This is a genomic window from Citrobacter sp. Cm046 (genome assembly GCF_030333065.1).
Classification (GTDB): Bacteria; Pseudomonadota; Gammaproteobacteria; order Enterobacterales; family Enterobacteriaceae; genus Citrobacter; species Citrobacter murliniae.
In genome coordinates this window covers 155,669-178,359 of the sequence record NZ_JAOWGP010000034.1, presented here as the reverse complement: position 1 = coordinate 178,359, position 22,691 = coordinate 155,669, and the positions used below count along the sequence as shown (strand labels likewise).

Annotated in this window: 18 protein-coding genes; 6 read left to right on the top strand and 12 right to left on the bottom strand. The window is 49.9% G+C overall.

What is annotated here, in order from left to right:
• Positions 1-127: 127 nt before the first annotated feature.
• From rpsA to OGX98_RS05640, 5 genes are all read right to left on the bottom strand, one after another.
• Positions 128-1,801, bottom strand: a complete 1,674-nt coding sequence (gene rpsA, locus OGX98_RS05660; protein WP_045441262.1) for a 30S ribosomal protein S1 — start codon at positions 1,799-1,801, stop codon at positions 128-130.
• Between the two features lie 113 nt (positions 1,802-1,914).
• On the bottom strand, positions 1,915-2,598 hold the full coding sequence (cmk, locus tag OGX98_RS05655; RefSeq protein WP_045441261.1) for a (d)CMP kinase: 684 nt from the start codon (positions 2,596-2,598) through the stop codon (positions 1,915-1,917).
• Between the two features lie 182 nt (positions 2,599-2,780).
• Entirely contained in the window at positions 2,781-4,064 is a 1,284-nt protein-coding gene (gene aroA / locus OGX98_RS05650) for a 3-phosphoshikimate 1-carboxyvinyltransferase (RefSeq protein ID WP_284096523.1), read from the bottom strand.
• A 70-nt stretch (positions 4,065-4,134) separates the two neighbouring features.
• Positions 4,135-5,223, bottom strand: a complete 1,089-nt coding sequence (serC, locus tag OGX98_RS05645; RefSeq protein WP_045441259.1) for a 3-phosphoserine/phosphohydroxythreonine transaminase — start codon at positions 5,221-5,223, stop codon at positions 4,135-4,137.
• A 213-nt stretch (positions 5,224-5,436) separates the two neighbouring features.
• On the bottom strand, positions 5,437-6,129 hold the full coding sequence (locus tag OGX98_RS05640; protein ID WP_045441258.1) for a DUF421 domain-containing protein: 693 nt from the start codon (positions 6,127-6,129) through the stop codon (positions 5,437-5,439).
• Positions 6,130-6,265: 136 nt separating this feature from the next.
• On the opposite strand from OGX98_RS05640, the gene ycaO reads away from it, so the two are divergent.
• The 6 genes from ycaO (at position 6,266) to OGX98_RS05610 (ending at position 13,740) form a co-directional block, all read left to right on the top strand.
• On the top strand, positions 6,266-8,026 hold the full coding sequence (gene ycaO, locus OGX98_RS05635) for a 30S ribosomal protein S12 methylthiotransferase accessory factor YcaO (protein WP_045441257.1): 1,761 nt from the start codon (positions 6,266-6,268) through the stop codon (positions 8,024-8,026).
• A gap of 404 nt (positions 8,027-8,430) precedes the next feature.
• Complete coding sequence (gene focA / locus OGX98_RS05630; RefSeq protein ID WP_003831909.1) at positions 8,431-9,288, top strand: formate transporter FocA; 858 nt, start codon at positions 8,431-8,433, stop codon at positions 9,286-9,288.
• 59 nt (positions 9,289-9,347) lie between these two features.
• Positions 9,348-11,630 carry a formate C-acetyltransferase gene (gene pflB / locus OGX98_RS05625; protein ID WP_045441256.1) on the top strand — a complete coding sequence of 761 codons (2,283 nt, stop codon included), beginning with the start codon at positions 9,348-9,350 and terminating at the stop codon, positions 11,628-11,630.
• A 180-nt stretch (positions 11,631-11,810) separates the two neighbouring features.
• A complete protein-coding gene (gene pflA, locus OGX98_RS05620; protein WP_045441255.1) occupies positions 11,811-12,551 on the top strand; it encodes a pyruvate formate lyase 1-activating protein in 741 nt (246 codons plus the stop codon).
• Between the two features lie 88 nt (positions 12,552-12,639).
• A complete protein-coding gene (locus OGX98_RS05615; RefSeq protein WP_225760707.1) occupies positions 12,640-13,434 on the top strand; it encodes a PA3715 family protein in 795 nt (264 codons plus the stop codon).
• Positions 13,435-13,530: 96 nt separating this feature from the next.
• Positions 13,531-13,740 carry a PTS sugar transporter subunit IIA gene (locus OGX98_RS05610; RefSeq protein WP_081918189.1) on the top strand — a complete coding sequence of 70 codons (210 nt, stop codon included), beginning with the start codon at positions 13,531-13,533 and terminating at the stop codon, positions 13,738-13,740.
• Here the strand turns inward: OGX98_RS05610 and OGX98_RS05605 are convergent.
• The 7 genes from OGX98_RS05605 to lolA all read right to left on the bottom strand — a co-directional run bounded on the left by OGX98_RS05605 (position 13,680) and on the right by lolA (position 22,665).
• Complete coding sequence (locus tag OGX98_RS05605) at positions 13,680-14,831, bottom strand: MFS transporter (protein ID WP_045441254.1); 1,152 nt, start codon at positions 14,829-14,831, stop codon at positions 13,680-13,682. The two genes, OGX98_RS05610 and OGX98_RS05605, sit on opposite strands and share 61 nt — an antisense overlap.
• A gap of 309 nt (positions 14,832-15,140) precedes the next feature.
• A complete protein-coding gene (locus OGX98_RS05600) occupies positions 15,141-16,004 on the bottom strand; it encodes a dimethyl sulfoxide reductase anchor subunit family protein (RefSeq protein WP_045441253.1) in 864 nt (287 codons plus the stop codon).
• A gap of 1 nt (position 16,005) precedes the next feature.
• A complete protein-coding gene (gene dmsB, locus OGX98_RS05595) occupies positions 16,006-16,623 on the bottom strand; it encodes a dimethylsulfoxide reductase iron-sulfur subunit DmsB (protein WP_045441252.1) in 618 nt (205 codons plus the stop codon).
• A 10-nt stretch (positions 16,624-16,633) separates the two neighbouring features.
• On the bottom strand, positions 16,634-19,078 hold the full coding sequence (dmsA, locus tag OGX98_RS05590) for a dimethylsulfoxide reductase subunit A (RefSeq protein ID WP_286594945.1): 2,445 nt from the start codon (positions 19,076-19,078) through the stop codon (positions 16,634-16,636).
• A 236-nt stretch (positions 19,079-19,314) separates the two neighbouring features.
• Positions 19,315-20,607 (bottom strand): serine--tRNA ligase, encoded by a 1,293-nt coding sequence (gene serS, locus OGX98_RS05585; protein WP_045441250.1) that lies wholly within the window; start codon positions 20,605-20,607, stop codon positions 19,315-19,317.
• Between the two features lie 92 nt (positions 20,608-20,699).
• The gene (gene rarA, locus OGX98_RS05580; RefSeq protein ID WP_045441249.1) at positions 20,700-22,043 is read right to left on the bottom strand and encodes a replication-associated recombination protein RarA; all 1,344 of its coding nucleotides are present in this window, start codon (positions 22,041-22,043) and stop codon (positions 20,700-20,702) included.
• Between the two features lie 10 nt (positions 22,044-22,053).
• On the bottom strand, positions 22,054-22,665 hold the full coding sequence (gene lolA, locus OGX98_RS05575) for an outer membrane lipoprotein periplasmic chaperone LolA (RefSeq protein WP_040233939.1): 612 nt from the start codon (positions 22,663-22,665) through the stop codon (positions 22,054-22,056).
• Positions 22,666-22,691: the final 26 nt, after the last annotated feature.

The following is a 22,691-nucleotide window of genomic DNA, read 5'->3' as shown; positions in this document are numbered from 1 at the left end:
CTGCATTGATTAAGGGCGGCCGTAGCCGCCCTTTGTCATTGATTACAGGACGAATCCTGTCATCTGTCAAGCTACTCGTCACCCTTTGTGCTGTTGATAGCACAAAGGAATGAGAGAGTACTCGATATTACTCGCCTTTAGCTGCTTTGAAAGCTTCAGCCATTGCGTTGTTGGAGAAGTTTGCATCTTCCTGTTTGTTAACAGTTGCGATTGCATCTTTCTCATCAGCTTCGTCTTTAGCACGAACAGACAGACTGATTGCACGGTTCTTACGATCAACGCCGGTGAATTTAGCTTCAACGTCGTCGCCTACGCTCAGAACCAGAGTTGCATCTTCAACGCGGTCACGTGAAGCTTCAGAAGCGCGCAGGTAACCTTCAACGCCGTCAGCCAGTTCTACGGTTGCGCCTTTAGCGTCAACTGCAGTCACTTTACCGTTTACGATTGCGCCTTTCTTGTTCAGTGCAACCCAGTTGTTGAACGGATCTTCTGCGAGCTGTTTAACGCCCAGAGAGATACGCTCACGTTCTGCATCAACCTGCAGAACAACTGCTGCGATTTCGTCGCCTTTTTTGTATTCACGAACTGCTTCTTCGCCTGCAACGTTCCAGGAGATGTCAGACAGGTGAACCAGGCCGTCGATGCCGCCGTCCAGGCCGATGAAGATACCGAAGTCAGTGATAGACTTGATTTTACCTTCAACACGGTCGCCCTTGTTGTGGGTTTCCGCGAACTGCTGCCATGGGTTGTTTTTGCACTGCTTCAGACCCAGGGAGATACGACGACGTTCTTCGTCGATATCCAGAACCATAACTTCCACTACGTCGCCAACGTTAACAACTTTGGACGGGTGGATGTTTTTGTTGGTCCAATCCATTTCGGAAACGTGAACCAGGCCTTCAACGCCTTCTTCGATTTCAACGAAGCAGCCGTAGTCGGTCAGGTTGGTCACGCGACCAGTCAGTTTGGTACCTTCCGGATAACGCTTAGCGATAGCTACCCATGGATCTTCGCCCAGCTGTTTCAGGCCCAGAGATACACGAGTACGCTCGCGGTCGAACTTCAGCACTTTAACAGTGATTTCGTCGCCAACGTTTACGATTTCGCTCGGATGCTTAACGCGTTTCCATGCCATGTCGGTGATGTGCAGCAGGCCGTCAACGCCACCCAGATCAACGAATGCACCGTAGTCAGTGAGGTTCTTAACGATACCTTTAACTTCCATGCCTTCCTGCAGGTTTTCCAGCAGCTGATCGCGTTCTGCGCTGTTTTCGGATTCGATAACGGCACGACGGGAAACAACAACGTTGTTACGCTTCTGATCCAGCTTGATTACTTTGAACTCAAGCTCTTTGCCTTCCAGGTGCAGCGTGTCGCGGACCGGACGAACGTCTACCAGGGAACCCGGCAGGAACGCGCGAATACCATTCAGCTCAACAGTGAAGCCACCCTTGACTTTGCCATTGATAACACCAGTAACGGTCGCAGCTTCTTCGTAAGCTTTTTCCAGCGTGATCCAAGCTTCGTGACGCTTAGCTTTTTCACGGGACAGCAGAGTTTCACCGAAGCCGTCTTCTACTGCATCCAGAGCAACATCAACTTCGTCACCAACCTGGATTTCCAGCTCGCCCTGGGCATTTTTGAACTGCTCTGCCGGAATGGCAGACTCAGATTTCAGACCGGCATCAACCAGTACGATATCTTTGTCGATAGCAACAACAACACCACGAACGATGGAACCCGGACGGGTTTCGATTTCTTTTAAGGATTCTTCAAACAGTTGAGCAAAAGATTCAGTCATGTTTAATCTTCAGGTTTCATATTTAACGTCCACCTGGCTCCATGCCGGATGGGGTTGTTTAACATACCCGCTGTCATTCCATTGCAACGGGGGTACTGCAAATTCGGTCGCACTTAAGCGAGTGCCAGTTTTTGGCGCGCGTATTGTAACGCTTTTTCAATCACTTGCTCAATGCTTAATCGGGTTGAGTCCAAAACTAAAGCATCGGCAGCAGGAACTAATGGCGCTACAGCACGATTACGATCGCGGTCGTCGCGTTCTTCGATCTCGGCCAAAAGGCGTTCAAAGTTAACACTAAAGCCCTTCTCCTGCAACTGTAGCATACGTCGATGCGCACGTTCTTGCGAGGACGCGTCCAGAAAAATTTTCACCGGTGCGTCAGGGAACACCACTGTCCCCATATCACGTCCGTCAGCGATCAATCCCGGCGCTTCGCGAAAGGCGCGTTGGCGACGTAAAAGTGCTTCACGAACACGAGGAAACGCAGCCACCTGAGATGCAGCATTAGCCACCTCCTGGGTGCGGATTTCACCGCTAACATCTTCACCTTCCAGAATAACTTCCAGATTGCCGTCTGTTGAGATAAAGCGCACATCCAGATGCGACGCAAGCGGGACCAGCGCATCTTCAGAAGCGACATCAACATGGTGATGTAACGCCGCGAGCGCCAGTACACGATAAATCGCGCCAGAATCTAACAGATGCCACTGCAATGCTTCCGCCATTGCCTTGCACAAGGTGCCTTTACCTGCACCGCTTGGGCCATCAATGGTAATAACCGGGGCAATTGCCGTCATCTTTTTCTCCTTAAACAGGCATACCGTTAACGTGAACGCCGCGCATTATACGCGCCAACGTCAACGATCGTTATCTTTGTGTGAAAAATACAGAGTCATTGAAGCTGAGTGTAGAATAAATGGACAATCGGGGATGTCAGAAAGCGTAAGAATGTGCCGCACCCGATGGTGCGGCGATCAAATCAGACAGGCGTACTAATACGCGCCAGCTGTTCAAAGTAATCCGGGAAGGTTTTTGCGGTACATTTAGGGTCAAGAATAGTAACTGGCGTATCAGATAACGCCACCAGAGAGAAACACATCGCCATACGGTGATCGTTATAGGTCGCGATGTCCGCGAATGTTAACGATGCTGGCGGTGTAATACGGATAAAATCATGCCCCTCTTCCACTTCAGCACCAACTTTACGTAACTCTGTCGCCATTGCGAACAGACGGTCGGTCTCTTTGACACGCCAGTTGTAGATATTACGTAAGGTCGTCGTACCTTTAGCAAAAAGCGCTGCGGTGGCAATGGTCATTGCCGCATCCGGGATGTGATTCATGTCCATATCAACAGCGTTTAATTCGCCGCGCGTACAGGCTATGAAGTCGTCCCCCCAGGTAATAGTCGCGCCCATTTTTTCCAGCACATCAGCGAAACGAATATCGCCCTGCATACTATTGCGGCCAATCCCAGTGACTTTTACTGTACCGCCTTTAATCGCTCCGGCAGCGAGGAAGTAAGAGGCTGATGACGCATCCCCTTCTACCAGGTAATGACCCGGAGACTGGTACTGCTGCCCCCCCTGCACCACAAAGCGCTGGTAATTCTGGTTCTCAATTTCAATACCAAACGTTTTCATCAAATTCAGTGTGATGTCGATGTAGGGTTTTGACACCAGTTCGCCTTTAATCGCGATCGTCGTATCCTGCGGTGCCAGCGGTGCGGTCATCAATAACGCTGTCAGGAACTGGCTGGAAACACTGCCGTCAACCTCTACCTGCCCGCCAACAAAACCACCGCGCAGACGTAAAGGCGGATAGTTTTCCTGCTCAAGGTATTCAATCTCTGCTCCACCCTGGCGTAGCGCATCTACCAGATGACCAATCGGGCGCTCTTTCATGCGCGGTTCACCCGTCAGCACGATATCATTATTTCCCAGACACAGCGCAGCAGCTAAAGGGCGCATCGCGGTTCCGGCATTGCCGAGGAACAGTTCGACAGCGCCTTCGGCATGTAATGGGCCACCATTGCCAGTAATTTCACAGCGAGTGCGATCGGCTGAAAGGGTATAGCTAATCCCTAACGCGTTCAGAGCATTGAGCATATGGCGAACATCATCGCTGTCCAGCAGGTTTGTCAGGACAGTAGTACCATTCGCTAATGCAGCCAGCAGCAAAGCGCGGTTAGAAACACTTTTGGATCCAGGCAGATTGATGGTGCCATCCACCCGCGCAATGGGTTGTAACGTCAGGGATTCCATGAAACTTAACTCTCAAAAACAGACATAAAAACCCCACAGGCTGGCTGCGGGGATGAAAAGAAACAACAAATTAACCGCGGCGACGCTCGAAATCGATCATGAAATCGGTCAGCGCTTTCACACCTTCAAGCGGCATGGCATTGTAGATAGACGCTCGCATACCGCCGACAACCCGATGTCCTTTCAGCGCATGCAAACCCGCTGCGAACGACTCTTCCAGGAAGAGTTTATCCAGCGAGCTGTCAGCTAACTGGAACGGTACGTTCATGCGTGAGCGGTTAGACTTCGCGACATCATTGCGGTAGAAGTCACTGTTATCAATCACGCTATACAGTAGCTCTGCTTTTTGCTGGTTAATTTTATCCATAGCATTAACACCACCCTGTTCTTTCAGCCATTTAAAGACCAGACCAGAAAGATACCAGGCAAAAGTCGGTGGTGTATTGAACATGGAGTCATTGTCGTTCAGTACGGTGTAGTCAAGGATCGACGGACAGGACACGTGGGCTTTACCCAGTAAATCTTCACGAACGATAACAATCGTCAGCCCTGCCGGACCGATATTCTTCTGTGCACCAGCATAGATAACGCCATAGCGGCTAACATCCAGCGGGCCGGAAAGAATGGTGGAGGATAGATCCGCCGTCACCACCACATTGCTGGCAAACTTCGGCGTTTCATCGATCGCAATGCCATCGATGGTTTCATTCGGACAATAGTGCAGGTACGCCGCGTTATCAGAAAGCTGCCATTCGCTCATTGGCTTGACAGCACGCAGGCCGTCAACGGTAACTTTGGCATCAATAACATTCGGCGTGCAGTACTTTTTCGCTTCTTTAATAGCACTGGCTGCCCAATAACCGGCATCAACGTAATCCGCCGTAGTTTTATTACCCAGAATATTTAATGGGATACCGGCAAACTGCCCACGACCACCACCATGGCAGAACAACACTTTATAGTTGGAGGGGATACTGAGAAGATCGCGAAAATCCTGCTCGGCTTCCTCTGCGACCTGAATAAACTCTTTACCCCGGTGGCTAATTTCCATTACCGACGTGCCAAGACCATTCCAGTCACAAAGATCCTGTTGAGCCAGTTTAAGTACTTCTGCCGGTAGCATTGCCGGACCTGAACTAAAATTGAAGACCTGAGCCATTTCCCCTCACCACGTTGTGTTGTTATCCGATCAACATCCTGTCGTTACGATAATTCCTGTGACAGACATTGGGTATAAGTTATTCCTGTGGATATCGGTTTTATCATTCAGTGACACGCGCCGCAATGGGTAAAAATGACCAGGGTAAAAATGAGCGATGCATCACACAACAGAATCTATCGGATTGACGGAAAAAAACCGAGATTTTCGCTGTCAGGTGACGCGTTTTGCCCGGCTGGCCTTCGACCATTCTGGATTTGCACAGCGCGGACATAATTGATGATCGCCCGCACTCATTTGGATCACTTCACTACAACGTACGCAGGCATAGTCTCCCGCTTCAGGTACAACCTTAAATCGTTGTGTGCAGTGTTTGGGAAGAATGCTTAGTCCGGGTTTGATCTGTTTATCCTCGAAAAAATAGACGCTAATCTGCCCGTTCGTTTCAAGAATCGCCAGCCTGACCTGCCCAAGTTGCTCGACACCATTGAGACGTAGCTCCATAAAGAATTCGAATTCCGTCATATTGGCGTTGTGAAGCTTTGACCATGCCAGTTCGCCATCCTCAACGATGACCACTGGCTTGCCTTCCAGCAAATCCTCCAGCTTTTCGCTATGTGCCATTAACCACATCACTAAACGATAAAGCAGCGCCAGGGTCATAAAAACCACCAGTACCGGAAGCATAGGGACATCGTCATAGAACGCCACATCACCCGCAGCTGAACCCAGCGTCAAAATAATCAGCACTTCAAAAAGTGACATCTGACGAACGCCACGCCGTCCTGTGAGCTTTAAGAAAAGGAAAACTAATATAAAGGTATAGAGGCTACGCAGAGCAACCTCGCCAAGAAAATCCATTGGCACCTTATCAAGAGCCATACGCTGCAAATCAAATGCTTTCATTCTTACGCTCTAAACGTTGTGGACTGTGTGAAAGCATAGCCAATACTTTTATTTACGCCGCAGTGGTAGCGGCGATAGCGCCATTCATTTAAAACCCGTATCATTGCGCGCTTTCCGTACGACAAAAGTGATTTTCATGACGCAAACATTTATCCCCGGCAAAGATGCCGCTCTGGAAGATTCCATCGCCCGCTTCCAGCAAAAATTGCTCGACCTCGGTTTCCATATTGAAGAAGCTTCATGGTTAAACCCCGTTCCTAACGTCTGGTCTGTACATATCCGCGATAAAGAGTGCGCACTGTGCTTCACCAACGGTAAGGGCGCGACGAAAAAAGCAGCGCTGGCTTCCGCGCTGGGTGAATATTTTGAGCGTCTGTCCACTAACTACTTCTTTGCTGATTTCTGGTTGGGTGAAACCATCGCTAACAGTCCGTTCGTGCATTATCCGAACGAAAAATGGTTCCCGTTGACCGAAGACGACAACGTTCCGGAAGGTCTGCTGGATCCGCGTCTGCGCGCATTCTACGATCCAGAAAATGAACTGACCGGAAGCATGCTTATCGATCTGCAGTCAGGCAATGAAGAACGCGGTGTCTGCGGCCTGCCGTTTACCCGCCAGTCTGATAACCAGACCGTCTATATTCCGATGAACATTATCGGCAACCTGTACGTATCTAACGGGATGTCCGCCGGTAACACGCCTAATGAAGCGCGCGTTCAGGGTTTGTCTGAGGTCTTTGAACGTTATGTGAAGAATCGTATTATCGCGGAAAGCATCAGCCTGCCGGAAATTCCTGCCGACGTGCTGGCGCGCTATCCGGCGGTTGTCGAGTCCATCGCCAAACTGGAAGCGGAAGGTTTCCCGATTTTCGCGTATGACGGCTCTCTGGGCGGCAAATACCCAGTAATCTGCGTGGTTTTGTTTAACCCTGCCAATGGCACCTGCTTTGCTTCATTCGGCGCACATCCTGATTTTGGCGTGGCACTGGAACGTACAGTCACCGAACTGTTACAAGGCCGTGGTCTGAAAGATCTCGATGTGTTCACTCCGCCGACCTTCGACGACGAAGAAGTCGCTGAACACACCAACCTCGAAACTCATTTCATCGATTCCAGCGGCTTGATCTCCTGGGATCTGTTCAAACAGGATGCTGATTATCCGTTCGTCGACTGGAATTTCTCCGGAACCACGGAACAGGAGTTCGCCACCCTGATGGCTATCTTCAACACTGAAGATAAAGAAGTGTATATCGCCGACTACGAACACCTGGGCGTGTACGCTTGCCGCATTATCGTTCCCGGTATGTCTGACATCTATCCGGCTGAAGATTTGTGGTTAGCGAACAACGGTATGGGCGCGCATTTGCGTGAGACAATCCTTTCTCTGCCGGGCAGTGAATGGGATAAAGAAGACTATCTCAATCTGCTCGAACAACTGGATGAAGAAGGTTTTGACGACTTTACTCGCGTGCGTGAACTGCTGGGCCTGGCGACTGGTCCGGACAACGGTTGGTCTACCCTGCGCATTGGCGAGTTAAAAGTCATGCTGGCTCTGGCTGGTGGCGACCTGGAGCAGGCATTGATTTGGACGGAATGGACGATGGAATTTAACGCCTCTGTCTTTAGCGCCGAACGTGCAAACTATTACCGTTGTCTGCAAACGCTGTTGCTGCTGTCGCAAGAAGAAGATCGGCAACCGCTGCAATATCTGAATGCCTTTGTTCGCATGTACGGTGCTGATGCCGTTGAAGCGGCAAGTGCGGCATTGAGCGGAGAAGCGCCTTTCTATGGCCTCCAGCCCGTTGACAACGATCTGCAAGCGTTTCCAGCACATCAGTCTTTGCTGAAAGCCTACGAAAAATTGCAGCGTGCTAAAGCAGCACACTGGTCAAAATAGTGGCAAACAGCCTACTCTGAGTAGGCTTCAACAATTGACTACGCTATATTACGGGGCGCTTTTAGTGCCCCATTTTTTTATTTTTGCGTAATCAAAAATAAATGTAAAAGCAAGGTTAAATATTAGTAGTTGATATTAAAAAAATTAACTTAGTAATGTTACCTTTTATTGCAATTACTCCATTTTAATTAACTGCTCAACAGGGGGCAAAAGGAAAAAATTCAACTCACTTTATAATTTTTAAAATTTATTTTTACTTGGATAATCAAAAAGTTACACCGTAATTGCATAAAAACCATGCGTCTTACGGGCCTATAAGCCAGGCGAGATATGATCTATATCAAATTCTCATCTATAATGCTTTGTTAGTATCTCGTCGCCGACTTAATAAAGAGAGAGTTAGTGTGAAAGCTGACAACCCTTTTGATCTTATTCTACCTGCTGCAATGGCCAAAGTTGCCGAAGAAGCAGGCGTCTATAAAGCAACGAAACATCCGCTTAAGACGTTCTATCTGGCAATTACTGCCGGTGTATTCATTTCAATTGCCTTTGTTTTCTATATCACCGCCACCACCGGCACCGGAACAATGCCTTTCGGTATGGCAAAATTGGTGGGTGGTATCTGCTTTTCCCTGGGGTTGATCCTGTGTGTTGTCTGCGGTGCAGACCTCTTCACCTCAACGGTACTGATTGTCGTCGCTAAGGCGAGTGGTCGTATTACCTGGGGCCAACTGGCAAAGAACTGGCTTAACGTATATGTCGGCAACCTGATTGGCGCCCTCATCTTCGTGTTACTGATGTGGCTTTCTGGCGAGTACATGACCGCCAATGGCGCATGGGGGCTTAACGTTCTACAAACAGCCGATCACAAAGTGCACCATACTTTTGTTGAGGCTGTTAGCCTTGGCATTCTGGCTAACCTGATGGTATGTCTGGCCGTATGGATGAGCTACTCAGGTCGCAGCCTGATGGACAAAGCGTTTATCATGGTATTACCGGTCGCAATGTTTGTTGCCAGCGGTTTTGAGCACAGTATCGCAAACATGTTTATGATCCCTATGGGTATCGTAATACGCGATTTCGCCACCCCGGAATTCTGGACCGCAGTCGGTTCCTCTCCGGAGAATTTTTCTCACCTGACCGTGATGAATTTCATCACCGATAACCTGATTCCGGTTACGATCGGTAACATTATCGGCGGCGGTTTGTTGGTCGGGTTGACATACTGGGTCATTTACCTGCGTGGTAACGATCATCATTAATTTGTTGATGTTCATTACACGCAGTAAATAAAAAATCCACTTAAGAAGGTAGGTGTTACATGTCCGAGCTTAATGAAAAGTTAGCCACAGCCTGGGAAGGTTTTACCAAAGGTGATTGGCAGAATGAAGTAAACGTCCGTGACTTCATTCAGAAAAACTACACTCCGTACGAGGGTGACGAGTCCTTCCTGGCTGGCGCGACTGAAGCGACCACCGCACTGTGGGACAGCGTGATGGAAGGCGTTAAACAGGAAAACCGCACTCACGCGCCTGTTGACTTTGACACCTCCGTTGCTTCTACCATCACTTCTCACGACGCTGGTTACATCAACAAAGCGCTCGAGAAAATTGTTGGTCTGCAGACTGAAGCTCCGCTGAAACGTGCAATTATCCCGTTTGGCGGCATCAAAATGGTTGAAGGTTCCTGCAAAGCGTACAATCGCGAACTGGACCCGATGCTGAAAAAAATCTTCACCGAATACCGCAAAACCCACAACCAGGGTGTATTCGATGTTTATACCAAAGACATTCTGAACTGCCGTAAATCCGGTGTTCTGACTGGTCTGCCAGATGCGTATGGCCGTGGTCGTATCATCGGTGACTACCGTCGCGTTGCGCTGTACGGTATCGACTACCTGATGAAAGACAAATACGCTCAGTTCGTTTCTCTGCAATCCGATCTGGAAAATGGCGTAAACCTGGAAGCGACTATCCGTCTGCGTGAAGAAATCGCTGAACAGCACCGCGCGCTGGGTCAGATCAAAGAAATGGCTGCTAAATATGGCTGCGATATCTCTGGTCCGGCTACCAACGCTCAGGAAGCTATCCAGTGGACCTACTTCGGCTACCTGGCCGCTGTTAAGTCTCAGAACGGTGCAGCAATGTCCTTCGGTCGTGTATCCACCTTCCTGGATGCATACATCGAACGCGATATCAAAGCAGGCAAAATCACCGAGCAAGACGCTCAGGAAATGATTGACCACCTGGTCATGAAACTGCGTATGGTTCGCTTCCTGCGTACCCCTGAATATGATGAACTGTTCTCCGGTGACCCGATTTGGGCAACTGAATCTATCGGTGGTATGGGCGTTGACGGCCGTACTCTGGTTACCAAAAACAGCTTCCGCTTCCTGAACACCCTGTACACCATGGGTCCTTCTCCGGAGCCGAACATCACCGTTCTGTGGTCTGAAAAACTGCCTCTGAACTTCAAGAAATTCGCCGCTAAAGTGTCCATCGATACCTCCTCTCTGCAGTACGAGAACGATGACCTGATGCGTCCGGACTTCAACAACGACGATTACGCTATCGCTTGCTGCGTAAGCCCAATGGTTGTTGGTAAACAAATGCAGTTCTTCGGTGCGCGTGCAAACCTGGCGAAAACCATGCTGTACGCAATCAACGGCGGCGTTGATGAAAAACTGAAAATGCAGGTTGGTCCTAAGTCTGAGCCGATCAAAGGCGACGTCCTGAACTTCGACGAAGTTATGGAGCGCATGGATCACTTCATGGACTGGCTGGCAAAACAGTACGTCACCGCACTGAACGTTATCCACTACATGCACGATAAGTACAGCTACGAAGCCTCTCTGATGGCGCTGCACGACCGTGACGTTATCCGCACCATGGCGTGTGGTATCGCTGGTCTGTCCGTTGCTGCAGACTCCCTGTCTGCAATCAAATATGCGAAAGTTAAACCGATTCGTGACGAAGACGGCCTGGCTGTTGACTTCGAAATCGAAGGCGAATACCCGCAGTTTGGTAACAACGACTCTCGCGTTGATGACATGGCGGTTGACCTGGTAGAACGTTTCATGAAGAAAATTCAGAAACTGACTACCTACCGTAACGCTATCCCGACTCAGTCTGTTCTGACCATCACTTCTAACGTTGTGTATGGTAAGAAAACAGGTAACACCCCAGATGGTCGTCGTGCTGGCGCGCCGTTCGGACCTGGTGCTAACCCAATGCACGGTCGTGACCAGAAAGGTGCTGTTGCCTCTCTGACCTCTGTTGCAAAACTGCCGTTTGCTTACGCTAAAGATGGTATCTCTTACACCTTCTCTATCGTTCCGAACGCTCTGGGTAAAGACGACGAAGTTCGTAAGACCAACCTGGCTGGTCTGATGGATGGTTACTTCCACCATGAAGCGTCCATCGAAGGTGGTCAGCACCTGAACGTGAACGTCATGAACCGCGAAATGCTGCTGGATGCGATGGAACATCCGGAAAAATATCCGCAGCTGACCATCCGTGTTTCTGGCTACGCAGTACGTTTTAACTCCCTGACTAAAGAACAGCAGCAGGACGTTATCACTCGTACCTTCACTCAGACCATGTAATTCCCAGTCTGACTGAAAAAGCGTACAATAAAGGCTCCACGTAAGTGGGGCCTTTTTAACAACTAAGTCTCTTTCGCCAGCTATCTATACTTATGGATGACTGCCAAAACAGACTCGACACAGTGAACAACTGTGCACTAACACAGGCCCCGGATGGGCCACACCTGGAGAAACACCGCAATGTCAGTTATTGGTCGCATTCACTCCTTTGAATCCTGTGGCACCGTAGACGGCCCAGGCATCCGTTTTATCACTTTCTTCCAGGGCTGCCTGATGCGCTGCCTGTATTGCCACAACCGTGATACGTGGGATACGCACGGTGGCAAAGAAGTTACTGTCGAAGAGTTAATGAAAGAAGTGGTAACTTATCGCCACTTTATGAATGCTTCCGGTGGCGGCGTAACGGCATCCGGCGGTGAGGCCATCCTGCAGGCTGAATTTGTTCGTGACTGGTTTCGTGCCTGTAAGAAAGAAGGTATTCATACCTGTCTTGATACTAACGGTTTTGTTCGCCGCTACGATCCAGTTATTGATGAACTGCTGGAAGTGACTGACCTGGTAATGCTCGATCTTAAACAGATGAACGACGAAATCCATCAGAACCTGGTAGGTGTATCTAACCATCGTACACTGGAATTTGCTCGCTACCTGTCTAACAAAGATATTAAAGTGTGGATCCGCTACGTTGTCGTCCCCGGTTGGTCTGACGATGACGATTCCGCGCACCGTCTGGGTGAGTTTACCCGTGATATGGGCAACGTAGAAAAAATCGAACTACTGCCTTATCACGAGTTGGGTAAACACAAATGGGTGGCGATGGGCGAAGAGTACAAACTGGATGGTGTTAAGCCGCCGAAGAAAGAGACCATGGAGCGCGTGAAAGGTATCCTTGAGCAATATGGTCACAAAGTGATGTATTGATTTTTTGCCTCATCGAAACGGCTGCCATCAGGGCAGCCGTTTTGCTATCTAAAGCATCTGATATTCAGGTCATAACAAAGGAAAGGATGTGAAGCGCTTATTCATCTCAGGAGTTTTACTGCTGTCAGCCCAGTGCGTAAATGCCGCCAGCAGTTGCGATATCAATGCCATCGTCCAGCATGCGTGGCCAGATGCAACATCTACACCGCAGGGCATCATCACCAAAGATAACCAGGTTATCACCACCAGCGCCAATTCTCCCCAAAGCGCGATTTGCAAGGTCTGGCCGGCACAACCGGAGCTGACACTGGCAGCAGTTCCATTGATGTCTCAGCAGTATACCGATTACGATCACTCAGGCGATCTGGAACTTCTGGTACTGGATTCCGCTACCCTCAACGTCAAACAGCGATTAAATCTTCCTGCGCGTATGGACGATGACGCTTTTCGTATTACAGGCATTACTCTTGATACAGCACGCTGGAAAGTTAAACCTAACCAGACTGCATTCGGCTTGCATATCATGCGCAACGGCAGCTCACGAGTGAACCCTATGAGTGAAGATGCACTGTCGCTGTTTGTCATTGAGGATAACCAGTTACGGACAATATTAAACGGTATTGTGCTTGAAAATAGCAGCGGAGAATGGGATGGAAACTGTGCAGGCACATTTAACGATGTTAAACGCACCCTGGCTCTGGAACCCGGCTCACAGAAGGGATACGCCAATATACGGGTAACCGAGAAAAACGTAGCATCCACCACACATACTGACGCCAATGGCGAGTGTGTATCAAAAGACAAACCAGGCAAAACGACAACATTGCTACGATATGATGGCAAGCACTATGTCGTACCCAAATCCCTTATGCCTCTGGAATAAGAGCACCATAACGTCTGAAAAGCAGCCATGTGACGCATTTGTCATTGCTATGCCTTGACCACGGCAGTATGTTTTCCTGGCTAGCCTGAAGTACGGATAATTATTGTACTTGTCGCATCTGATGGCACTCAGCATATCAGGATTATTCAACAGCTGGTGTGCTGGCTGGATGAGGCTGAGCATCTGCAACAACTCGCCACTGTTAGCAGCCAACAGGAACTTCACGCTATTTTACTTAATACAACTCAGACATGCGCCACAGAGTTTGGTGTATGCCCTGCCTTACGAAGCAGCATCAGCAAATAAATAAACGACACACTGGCGATCATAATAAACAACACGCTGTCAGAATAATTCTGCATCAGCATGGCGGTAAATGACGGTCCAAGCAGGCTACCCACGGTATAGCTTAATAACAGTGCCTGATTCATGGCGACTAGTTGATGATGCTCAACTTTCTCGCAGGCCCAGGCCATTGCTACCGGATAGAGGGTAAAACCTGCCGCTCCCAGCATGAACAACGCGGGTGCCATCGCCGCCTGATTCAGCATAGCGATACTACCGAGGATCACCACGAACACCTGCACACGCAAAACCAACAGACGGCCTAATTTATCCGCCAGACGACCAATCGGCCATTGCCCCAGAATCCCGGCGCTGACCAGAACGGCCATCCAGAAGCCAATGCTGGCATTGCTGACTCCCTGATGATTGAGATACAACGGCATCAAACCGTACAAAGAACCCAGCACAATTCCGGAAATAATACAGCCATTCACGCCCAGACGAGCCTGTCGAAGCTTCAACATGGAGGCAATTGGGGTCGTCGAATGATGATCATCACTCTGTTGGTTCACAATGCGCGTAAAGAGCAACGGTAAGACACCGGCCAGGATCGTGCCAGTAACCCATGGCAGAACGCTCATTAATTCTGTCGATACTTTACTGACCAACAGCTGTCCTAAAAACGTCCCCACGTAATAGACCATCATATATGCAGCAAGTAAGCGTCCGCGATTACGCGAAGTTCCGCTGCACATTAGCGCGCTTTCCACCACCACCCAAATCATGGCGCAACCTACGCCCGCAATAAAGCGCCAGGTCATCCAGCTCCAGAATCCCACCATAACGCCCAATCCCACACAACCCACTGCAAAAATAAACGATGCAATGTAATAGCTGCGATTAAAGCCAAGGTGTCTAATTAAATACCCGGTAAGTAATGTCCCAATCAGATTGCCTGTGAAATAAGACGAGCTGACCACTCCCACTTGCCAGGTTGGCAAATTTTCATGGGCGAGCCAAAGCGGGACGAGCGTGTTTAACACGGCGATCGCCAGGGTCAATAGAAGCAGCCCGCACAGCAGCAGCATGACGGGTCGGGTATAGGTGGACATGAATAAAAACCGTGAGGAAGTTCAAATTTCATGCGCATCATGCCACTGCCAAAAACATTGTCAATCGGCTGACTACGGCCTGTAGCACGATTTCAATGTGATCGATTTGAAATACTAATTCTCATCATCAATGATGATAATCTGCCTGACGCCATCTGATTGTTTAAATTGATCTAAAACAAAACTGCCCCGTTACGTTCAGTCGAAAAATTTCATGGTTCATTTTGTCTTTTTTTCTGTTATTACCAGTCAGATGTAAAAAAACCGGGGTATTAACCCCGGCTTTCATATCATGCCGACAAACAGACTTTAACTGGCAACTGCCATGCCGACTGTCATATGCAGACCATAAAACACGCCGCGACCGATCAATTCACCCACCAACAGCAGTATAAATGCGACTGAAAGCAGTGGTATTGCTGGTTGATAGCCTTTTACTTGCGGCACTATCCAGCAGCACAGCGCTAAAGCCAATGCCACAATACGCCATGCCATCAGCGAACCGTAATCCGGCACAAGGGTAGATGCCTGCTGAATTGAACTGTGGATAGTTGCCAGCTCAGCCCCCTGCATCACGGACATGATGGCGCTTACCACCAGTGCAAGTACTGAAATAGCCGGCAGCAGTCGCATTGCCCAACCATCAATTCCGGCAACGCGCAGCAGCAGATAACCCAGCAGTGGCCCCCCCATAAATAGCGTCAGGAAGAAGCCCAGCGGCGTCCAGATACTGAACCAGGTTGGTACCGTATCAATGGTGTTATATACACGTACCATCATCCAGACAAAAGCTACGCCCAGTACCATGGTGGCAACCAGCCAAAGATTACGTAATGCTGGTGACATTTTTTTCAATACCGCCAACAACCAACCGATACCACCTACGGCGAAGAAGAGCGAGCCGCTGGCGATTTCATTACTCAGTGCAGAAGAACCTACACGGTTGAGTGAGTTAAAGGCTCGCACAGGTGACCCCAGGTGCAGCATGGAAGCAATAAAACCGATCCCCATTAACACCCACAAGCCAAACATACAGGCAATCACACGTTGTTGTGATTCAGGGCGTAAATCCCCTTTCATCAGCGCCAGTGCCAGAACAATAAAGCCACCAACCACACACTGTCCGAAAACAGTGAAGATCATCAGCGGCCACTCATGCCATCCACTTCCCATCTTACACCTCCTTCGGATTTGCCAGATAACCCGTGGTATCCCCTGTAGGGCGGCTATTGGCGTTAGGCTTGATCACAATACAAGGTTTGGTGAAGTGCGCACCCGGCAATGGCGCAACCGCAGCCAGTTCTCCGTGCTTTTTACGCAGTTCATCAATCGGGCCAAAATCCAGTGCACGTAACGGGCAGGACTCAACGCAGATTGGTTTTTTACCCTCTGCAACACGGTCATGACAGCCATCACACTTGGTCATATGCCCTTTAGCAGCATTGTATTGCGGAGCGCCATAAGGGCAGGCCATATGGCAATAACGACATCCGATGCACACGTCCTCATCAACGACCACAAAACCATCTTCACGTTTGTGCATAGCTCCGCTCGGACAAACCTTGGTGCAGGCCGGGTCTTCGCAGTGGTTACATGCGATGGAGAGATAATAGGCAAAAACGTTTTGATGCCAGACGCCGTTATCTTCCTGCCAGTCGCCGCCAGCGTATTCATAAATACGACGGAAGCTGACATCCGGAGTTAAATCTTTGTAGTCTTTGCAGGCCAGTTCGCAGGTTTTGCAACCGGTGCAACGGCTGGAATCAATAAAAAATCCATACTGGGTTGTCATCGGTTACTCCTTACACCTTTTCAACCTGAACAAGGTTCGTATGTGACGGGTTCCCCTTGGCGAGAGGAGAAGGACGCTGGGTTGTCAGCACGTTAATACAACCGCCCTGATCCACACGTTTCACATCCGGGTCATACCATGCCCCCTCACCTAACGCCACAACGCCTGGCATCATACGTGGCGTCACTTTCGCCTCAATATGCACCTCGCCACGGTCATTAAAGATACGAACTTTGTCGCCGTTGTTAATACCACGTCTTTGCGCGTCCAGCGGGTTAATCCACATTTCCTGGCGGCAAGATGCTTTCAGAACATCAACGTTGCCATAGGTTGAGTGAACGCGAGACTTATAGTGAAATCCCGTCAACTGCAGGGGAAATTTATCCGCCAACGGATCGTTTAAGCTTTCAAATCCCGGGGCGTAGATTGGCAATGGATCAATCACGTCGTCTTCAGGCAGTTCCCAGGTTGATGCGATATCCGCCAGTTCCTGGGAATAAATTTCGATCTTGCCCGATGGCGTGGTAAGTGGATTTGCTTTTGGATCCTCGCGGAATGCTTTGTAAGCTACGTGATGTCCTTCGGGATCGCGCTGTTTGAAGATCCCTTGCTTGCGGAACTCTTCAAACGTCGGCAATTCAGGTATCGCTTTGCGTGACTGCTCGTACAGATGACGCATCCACTCTTCCTGAGTACGACCCTCAGTAAACTGCTGCTCGACGCCCAGGCGTTTTGCCAGCTCGCTGGTCATTTGATAGATAGTCTTGCACTCAAAGCGTGGCTTGATGGCCTGGTCGGTGAATATCACATAGGACATATTCCCGCACGAAGCGTCGAGGGCGAAATCCATTTGTTCGGAAGCTGTGCAGTCTGGCAGCAAAATATCGGCGTATTTAGCCGAGGACGTCATATGGCAGTCAATGACAACAATCATTTCGCACTTCTTATCATCCTGAAGGATTTCGTGAGTGCGGTTGATATCGGAATGCTGGTTAATCAGACAGTTACCAGCATAGTTCCAGATCATTTTAATCGGAACGTCGAGTTTATTTTTTCCACGAACGCCGTCACGTAGCGCCGTCATTTCCGGGCCGCGTTCAATCGCGTCGGTCCACATAAACATCGAGATACTGGTTTCAACAGGGTTTTCCAGCGTAGGCATACGTTCAAACGGTAAACTGTAAGAGCCTTCACGCGCGCCGCTGTTACCGCCGTTAATACCGACGTTACCGGTCAGAATAGCCAGCATGGAAATAGCACGGGTAGCAATTTCACCGTTAGCATGACGCTGTGGTCCCCAGCCCTGGCTGATATAGGCGGGTTTGGCACTACCAATCTCACGTGCCAGCTTAACGATACGGTCAGCCGGAATACCTGTTATCTGCGCAGCCCATTCCGGAGTCTTCGCTATACCATCTTTACCCTGCCCGAGGATGTAAGCCTTGTAGTGGCCATTTTTTGGCGCACCTGCCGGAAGGGTTTTCTCATCGTATCCCACGCAGTATTTATCGAGAAACGGTTGATCAACCATATTTTCGCTGATCAATACGTACGCCAGACCATTGACCAGCGCCGCATCGGTGCCCGGTCTAATCGGGATCCATTCGTCCTCGCGCCCCGCACCAGTATCGGTATAACGAGGATCTATAATGATCATACGGGCATTTGACTTCTGCCTCGCCTGCTCAAGGTAATACGTTACCCCACCACCGCTCATGCGGGTTTCACCAGGGTTATTACCAAACAGAACAACAAGCTTGCTGTTTTCGATATCAGACGGGCTATTACCGTCCGCCCAGCCGCCATAGGTATAGTTCAGACCAGCAGCAATTTGCGCAGAAGAGTAGTCACCGTAGTGGTTCAGATAGCCGCCACAACAGTTCATCAAGCGAGCAACCAGCGTTTTTCCCGGCGGCCATGAGCGCGTCATGGTGCCTCCCAGCGTACCGGTACCGTAGTTGAGGTAAATAGACTCGTTACCGTAGTCTTTGATCAGACGTTGCATATTGCTGGCGATAATATCGTAGGCTTCATCCCAACTTATACGCTCGAATTTGCCTTCACCGCGCTTACCGACACGCTTCATCGGATATTTCAGACGGTCCGGGTTATAGACGCGACGACGCATGGAGCGGCCGCGCAGACAGGCACGAACCTGGTGCAGGCCGTCATAATTGTCATCGCCGGTATTATCGGTTTCAACATACTTTATTTCACCATCCACCACATGCATACGCAACGGACAGCGGCTACCGCAGTTCACCGTACAGGCGCTCCAGATCACTTTCTCATTGATCTGCGCCGGATTAATGGCTTCTGCGGCATTTGCTATGCGGGTAAATGGCAGGGTAAATGCGCTACTGGCCATCGCCAGTCCGCCTATCGCCGTCGTTTTTACCAAACCGCGACGACTCACCTCAGCTGCCAGTACGGCATCGGGGATCTTAGTTTTCATAGTGACTCACTCTGCTGCTCACAATAAACAAAAAAGAAATACTCGTTGTATAGATATTTATATATCGATATTATCGTTATACAGACTGGTATATAGTGAATTTGCGTAAAGACAGAGATAAATACTGACCTTCATTCGAAGGTAGTATTACCACTAATGAGGTAAGGGTTATTGTCCGGTATCAAGCAGGCATAAAAAAAGCGCCCACAGGCGCTTTTTTAACAGAAAAAGATGGCTTAACCGATGTATTCCAGACCATTCATATAGGGACGTAATACTTCCGGAACCTGAATGCGGCCATCAGCTTGCTGGTAGTTTTCCATCACAGCAACCAAGGTACGTCCCACAGCCAGACCAGAACCGTTCAGCGTATGCACTAAACGCGTCTTCTTGTCGGATTTGTTGCGGCAACGAGCCTGCATACGACGTGCCTGGAAATCCCACACGTTTGAGCAGGAGGAGATCTCGCGGTAAGTATTCTGCGCCGGGATCCACACTTCCAGATCATAGGTTTTGCATGCGCCAAAGCCCATGTCACCAGTGCATAGAATGATCTTACGGTACGGCAGTCCCAGCAGCTGAAGTACTTTCTCAGCATGGCCTGTCATCTCTTCCAGTGCGTCCATAGAATCTTCCGGACGAACAATCTGCACCATTTCAACTTTATCAAACTGGTGCATACGGATCAGACCACGAGTGTCACGACCATAAGAGCCGGCTTCAGAACGGAAGCATGGCGTATGCGCGGTCATTTTGATCGGCAGTGCATCTTCGTCAATGATCTCATCGCGTACCAGGTTGGTCAGCGGGACTTCTGCCGTTGGGATCAGCGCATAGTTACTGCTATCGGCTTCTTCGTCCAGCGGACGCGTATGGAACAGATCACCGGCAAACTTCGGCAACTGACCTGTACCGTACAGCGTGTCATGGTTAACCAGATACGGAACGTAGTTTTCGCTGTAACCATGCTGTTCGGTATGTAGATCCAGCATGAACTGAGACAGCGCACGGTGCATACGTGCAATCTGCCCTTTCATTACCACGAAACGAGAACCCGTTAGCTTAACCGCAGCAGCGAAATCAAGACCGGTATGCATTTCACCCAGCGTGACGTGATCGCGCACTTCGAAATCAAATTCGCGAGGAGTACCCCAACGGCTGACTTCGATATTGTCATTTTCATCTTTACCCACCGGAACTTCGTCCGCTGGCAGGTTAGGAATGGTCAGTGCAATATCGCGGATCTCGGCCTGCAAGGCATCAAGTTCAGCTTTCGCGGTATCCAGCTCTTCGCCCAGTTTGTTCACTTCCAGACGTAAAGACTCGATATCTTCTCCGCGCGCTTTTGCCTGGCCGATGGATTTCGATCGAGAGTTACGCTCTGCCTGCAGGTTCTCTGTTTGTACCTGCAGAACTTTACGACGCTCTTCAAGAGCGCGCAGCTTATCTACATCCAGCTTAAAGCCCCGGCTTGCCAGTTTTTCAGCGACTGCGTCTGGCTCATTACGCAGCAGATTGGGATCGAGCATGCTTATCCTGTGCTTATCGAATTAAAATAGGAGAAAGTGACCACAGCCTGCGATCACAGGGATACATTGCCAACATTACCGCAACGATCGCGCTAACGGTAGCGTTTTATAGGGCTATTTTGATCCTGCCCGGCAAGCCAGGCGAGCTTTTCGCCAATCTTACCCTCAAGACCTCTGTTTGTGGGGTGATAATAGCGCGTTTGTGCCAGTTCCTGCGGAAAGTACTCTTCACCGGCAGCATACGCATTCGGCTCATCATGAGCGTAGCGATATTCCTGTCCGTAGCCCATTTCTTTCATCAGCTTCGTCGGTGCATTACGCAAATGCACAGGCACATCATAATCCGGACGCTCGCGGGCATCAGCCAACGCTGCTTTATAGGCGGTATAGACTGCATTACTTTTCGGCGCACAGGCCAGATAAACTATCGCCTGAGCTATCGCTCGTTCGCCTTCTGCAGGCCCTACGCGAGTGAAACAATCCCATGCTGAAATTGCCACTTGCATAGCCCGTGGGTCGGCATTTCCCACATCTTCGGAAGCAATTGCCAGACAACGGCGCGCGACGTATAACGGATCGCCACCGGCGGTAATGATCCGTGCATACCAGTAAAGCGCCGCATCCGGTGCGCTGCCGCGTACCGATTTGTGTAACGCCGAGATCAGATCGTAAAAGCGATCGCCTTTATTATCAAAGCGCGCGCTGCGCTCCCCGGCAATCTCAGTCAGTAATGCTGTCTGTAAAACACGTTTTCCGCTGTCATCGACTTCGGCCATATCAGCCATCATTTCCAGCGTGTTCAACGCCCTTCGCGCGTCACCATTCACCAGTTCCGCAATCGCCCGACGTGTTTCATTCGGCAGGACAATATCCTGTCCCCCGTAGCCACGTGCTTTATCTGTCATCGCCTGGTCCAGCACCTGCTCAATATCTTCGGTGGTTAACGATTTCAGTAGATAGACACGCGCACGCGACAGTAATGCCGAGTTAAGTTCAAAAGAGGGATTTTCGGTCGTGGCGCCAATAAATGTAATGGTGCCATCTTCGATATGCGGGAGAAACGCGTCCTGCTGGCTTTTATTAAAACGATGAACTTCATCCACGAACAAAATTGTACGCCGACCTGCATTGCGGTTCTGACGCGCACGCTCAATGGCCTCACGAATTTCTTTCACACCAGAGGTGACCGCCGAAATGCGTTCAACATCTGCATCAGCGTAGCGAGCAATCACTTCGGCGAGTGTTGTTTTACCCGTACCGGGTGGTCCCCACAAGATCATGGAGTGCAGGTGCCCTGCCTCAATGGCACGCGGCAAGGGCTTGCCTGCGGCCAGCAAATGCTGCTGGCCGATATACTGTGCTAAATTTTCTGGCCGCATACGCGCGGCCAGTGGCTGAAAGGTATTATCAGAAAAATCGAGCGACAGATTGCCCACTCACGCGCCTCTACTTACGTTGATCGTCCACCGTCACACCTTGTGGCGGGGTAAAGGTGAATTTTGATGGTTCAATTGCACCATTCTGCTGAGACTTCAGCTGATAGCTACTGCGTTGATCGTCCTGCTCGACAGCACTGAACTGATGGATTGTTCCATCACGCCCGACATTAATGGTGAACTGCTTCAGATTACCGCTGCTGGTTTTCGGGGTCAGCACAAAGTCATCACCGTTTTGCTTGATATTGTATTGTTGCCAGTCGCTGGACTGGTTGCGCGCAATCAGCATAAACGGTGTATTCCCCGTGGCATCTTTCAGCCAGGTGGCCGTTGCTTGCTCAACAAACGGGTTAAAGAACCACAGCGTTTTGCCATCGGATACCAGAATGCTCTCGTCAGGCTGTGTCATATGCCAGTTAAACAGGTTCGGACGTTTAACCCATAAGTCACCCTGACCTTCCTGTACTGCCGCTCCGCTGCCATCCGTCACCTTCTGGGTGAAGCTGGCATGGAAACTACTGACTTTATCCAGACGGCTTTTCAGATCGCTGGCAGCATCAGCCCAGACGCTGCTAACCACAAAGCTCGACAGTAATGCACAGGTGATTGCGATTCTTTTCATCGTTATTCCTCAAAATACGTCACTCC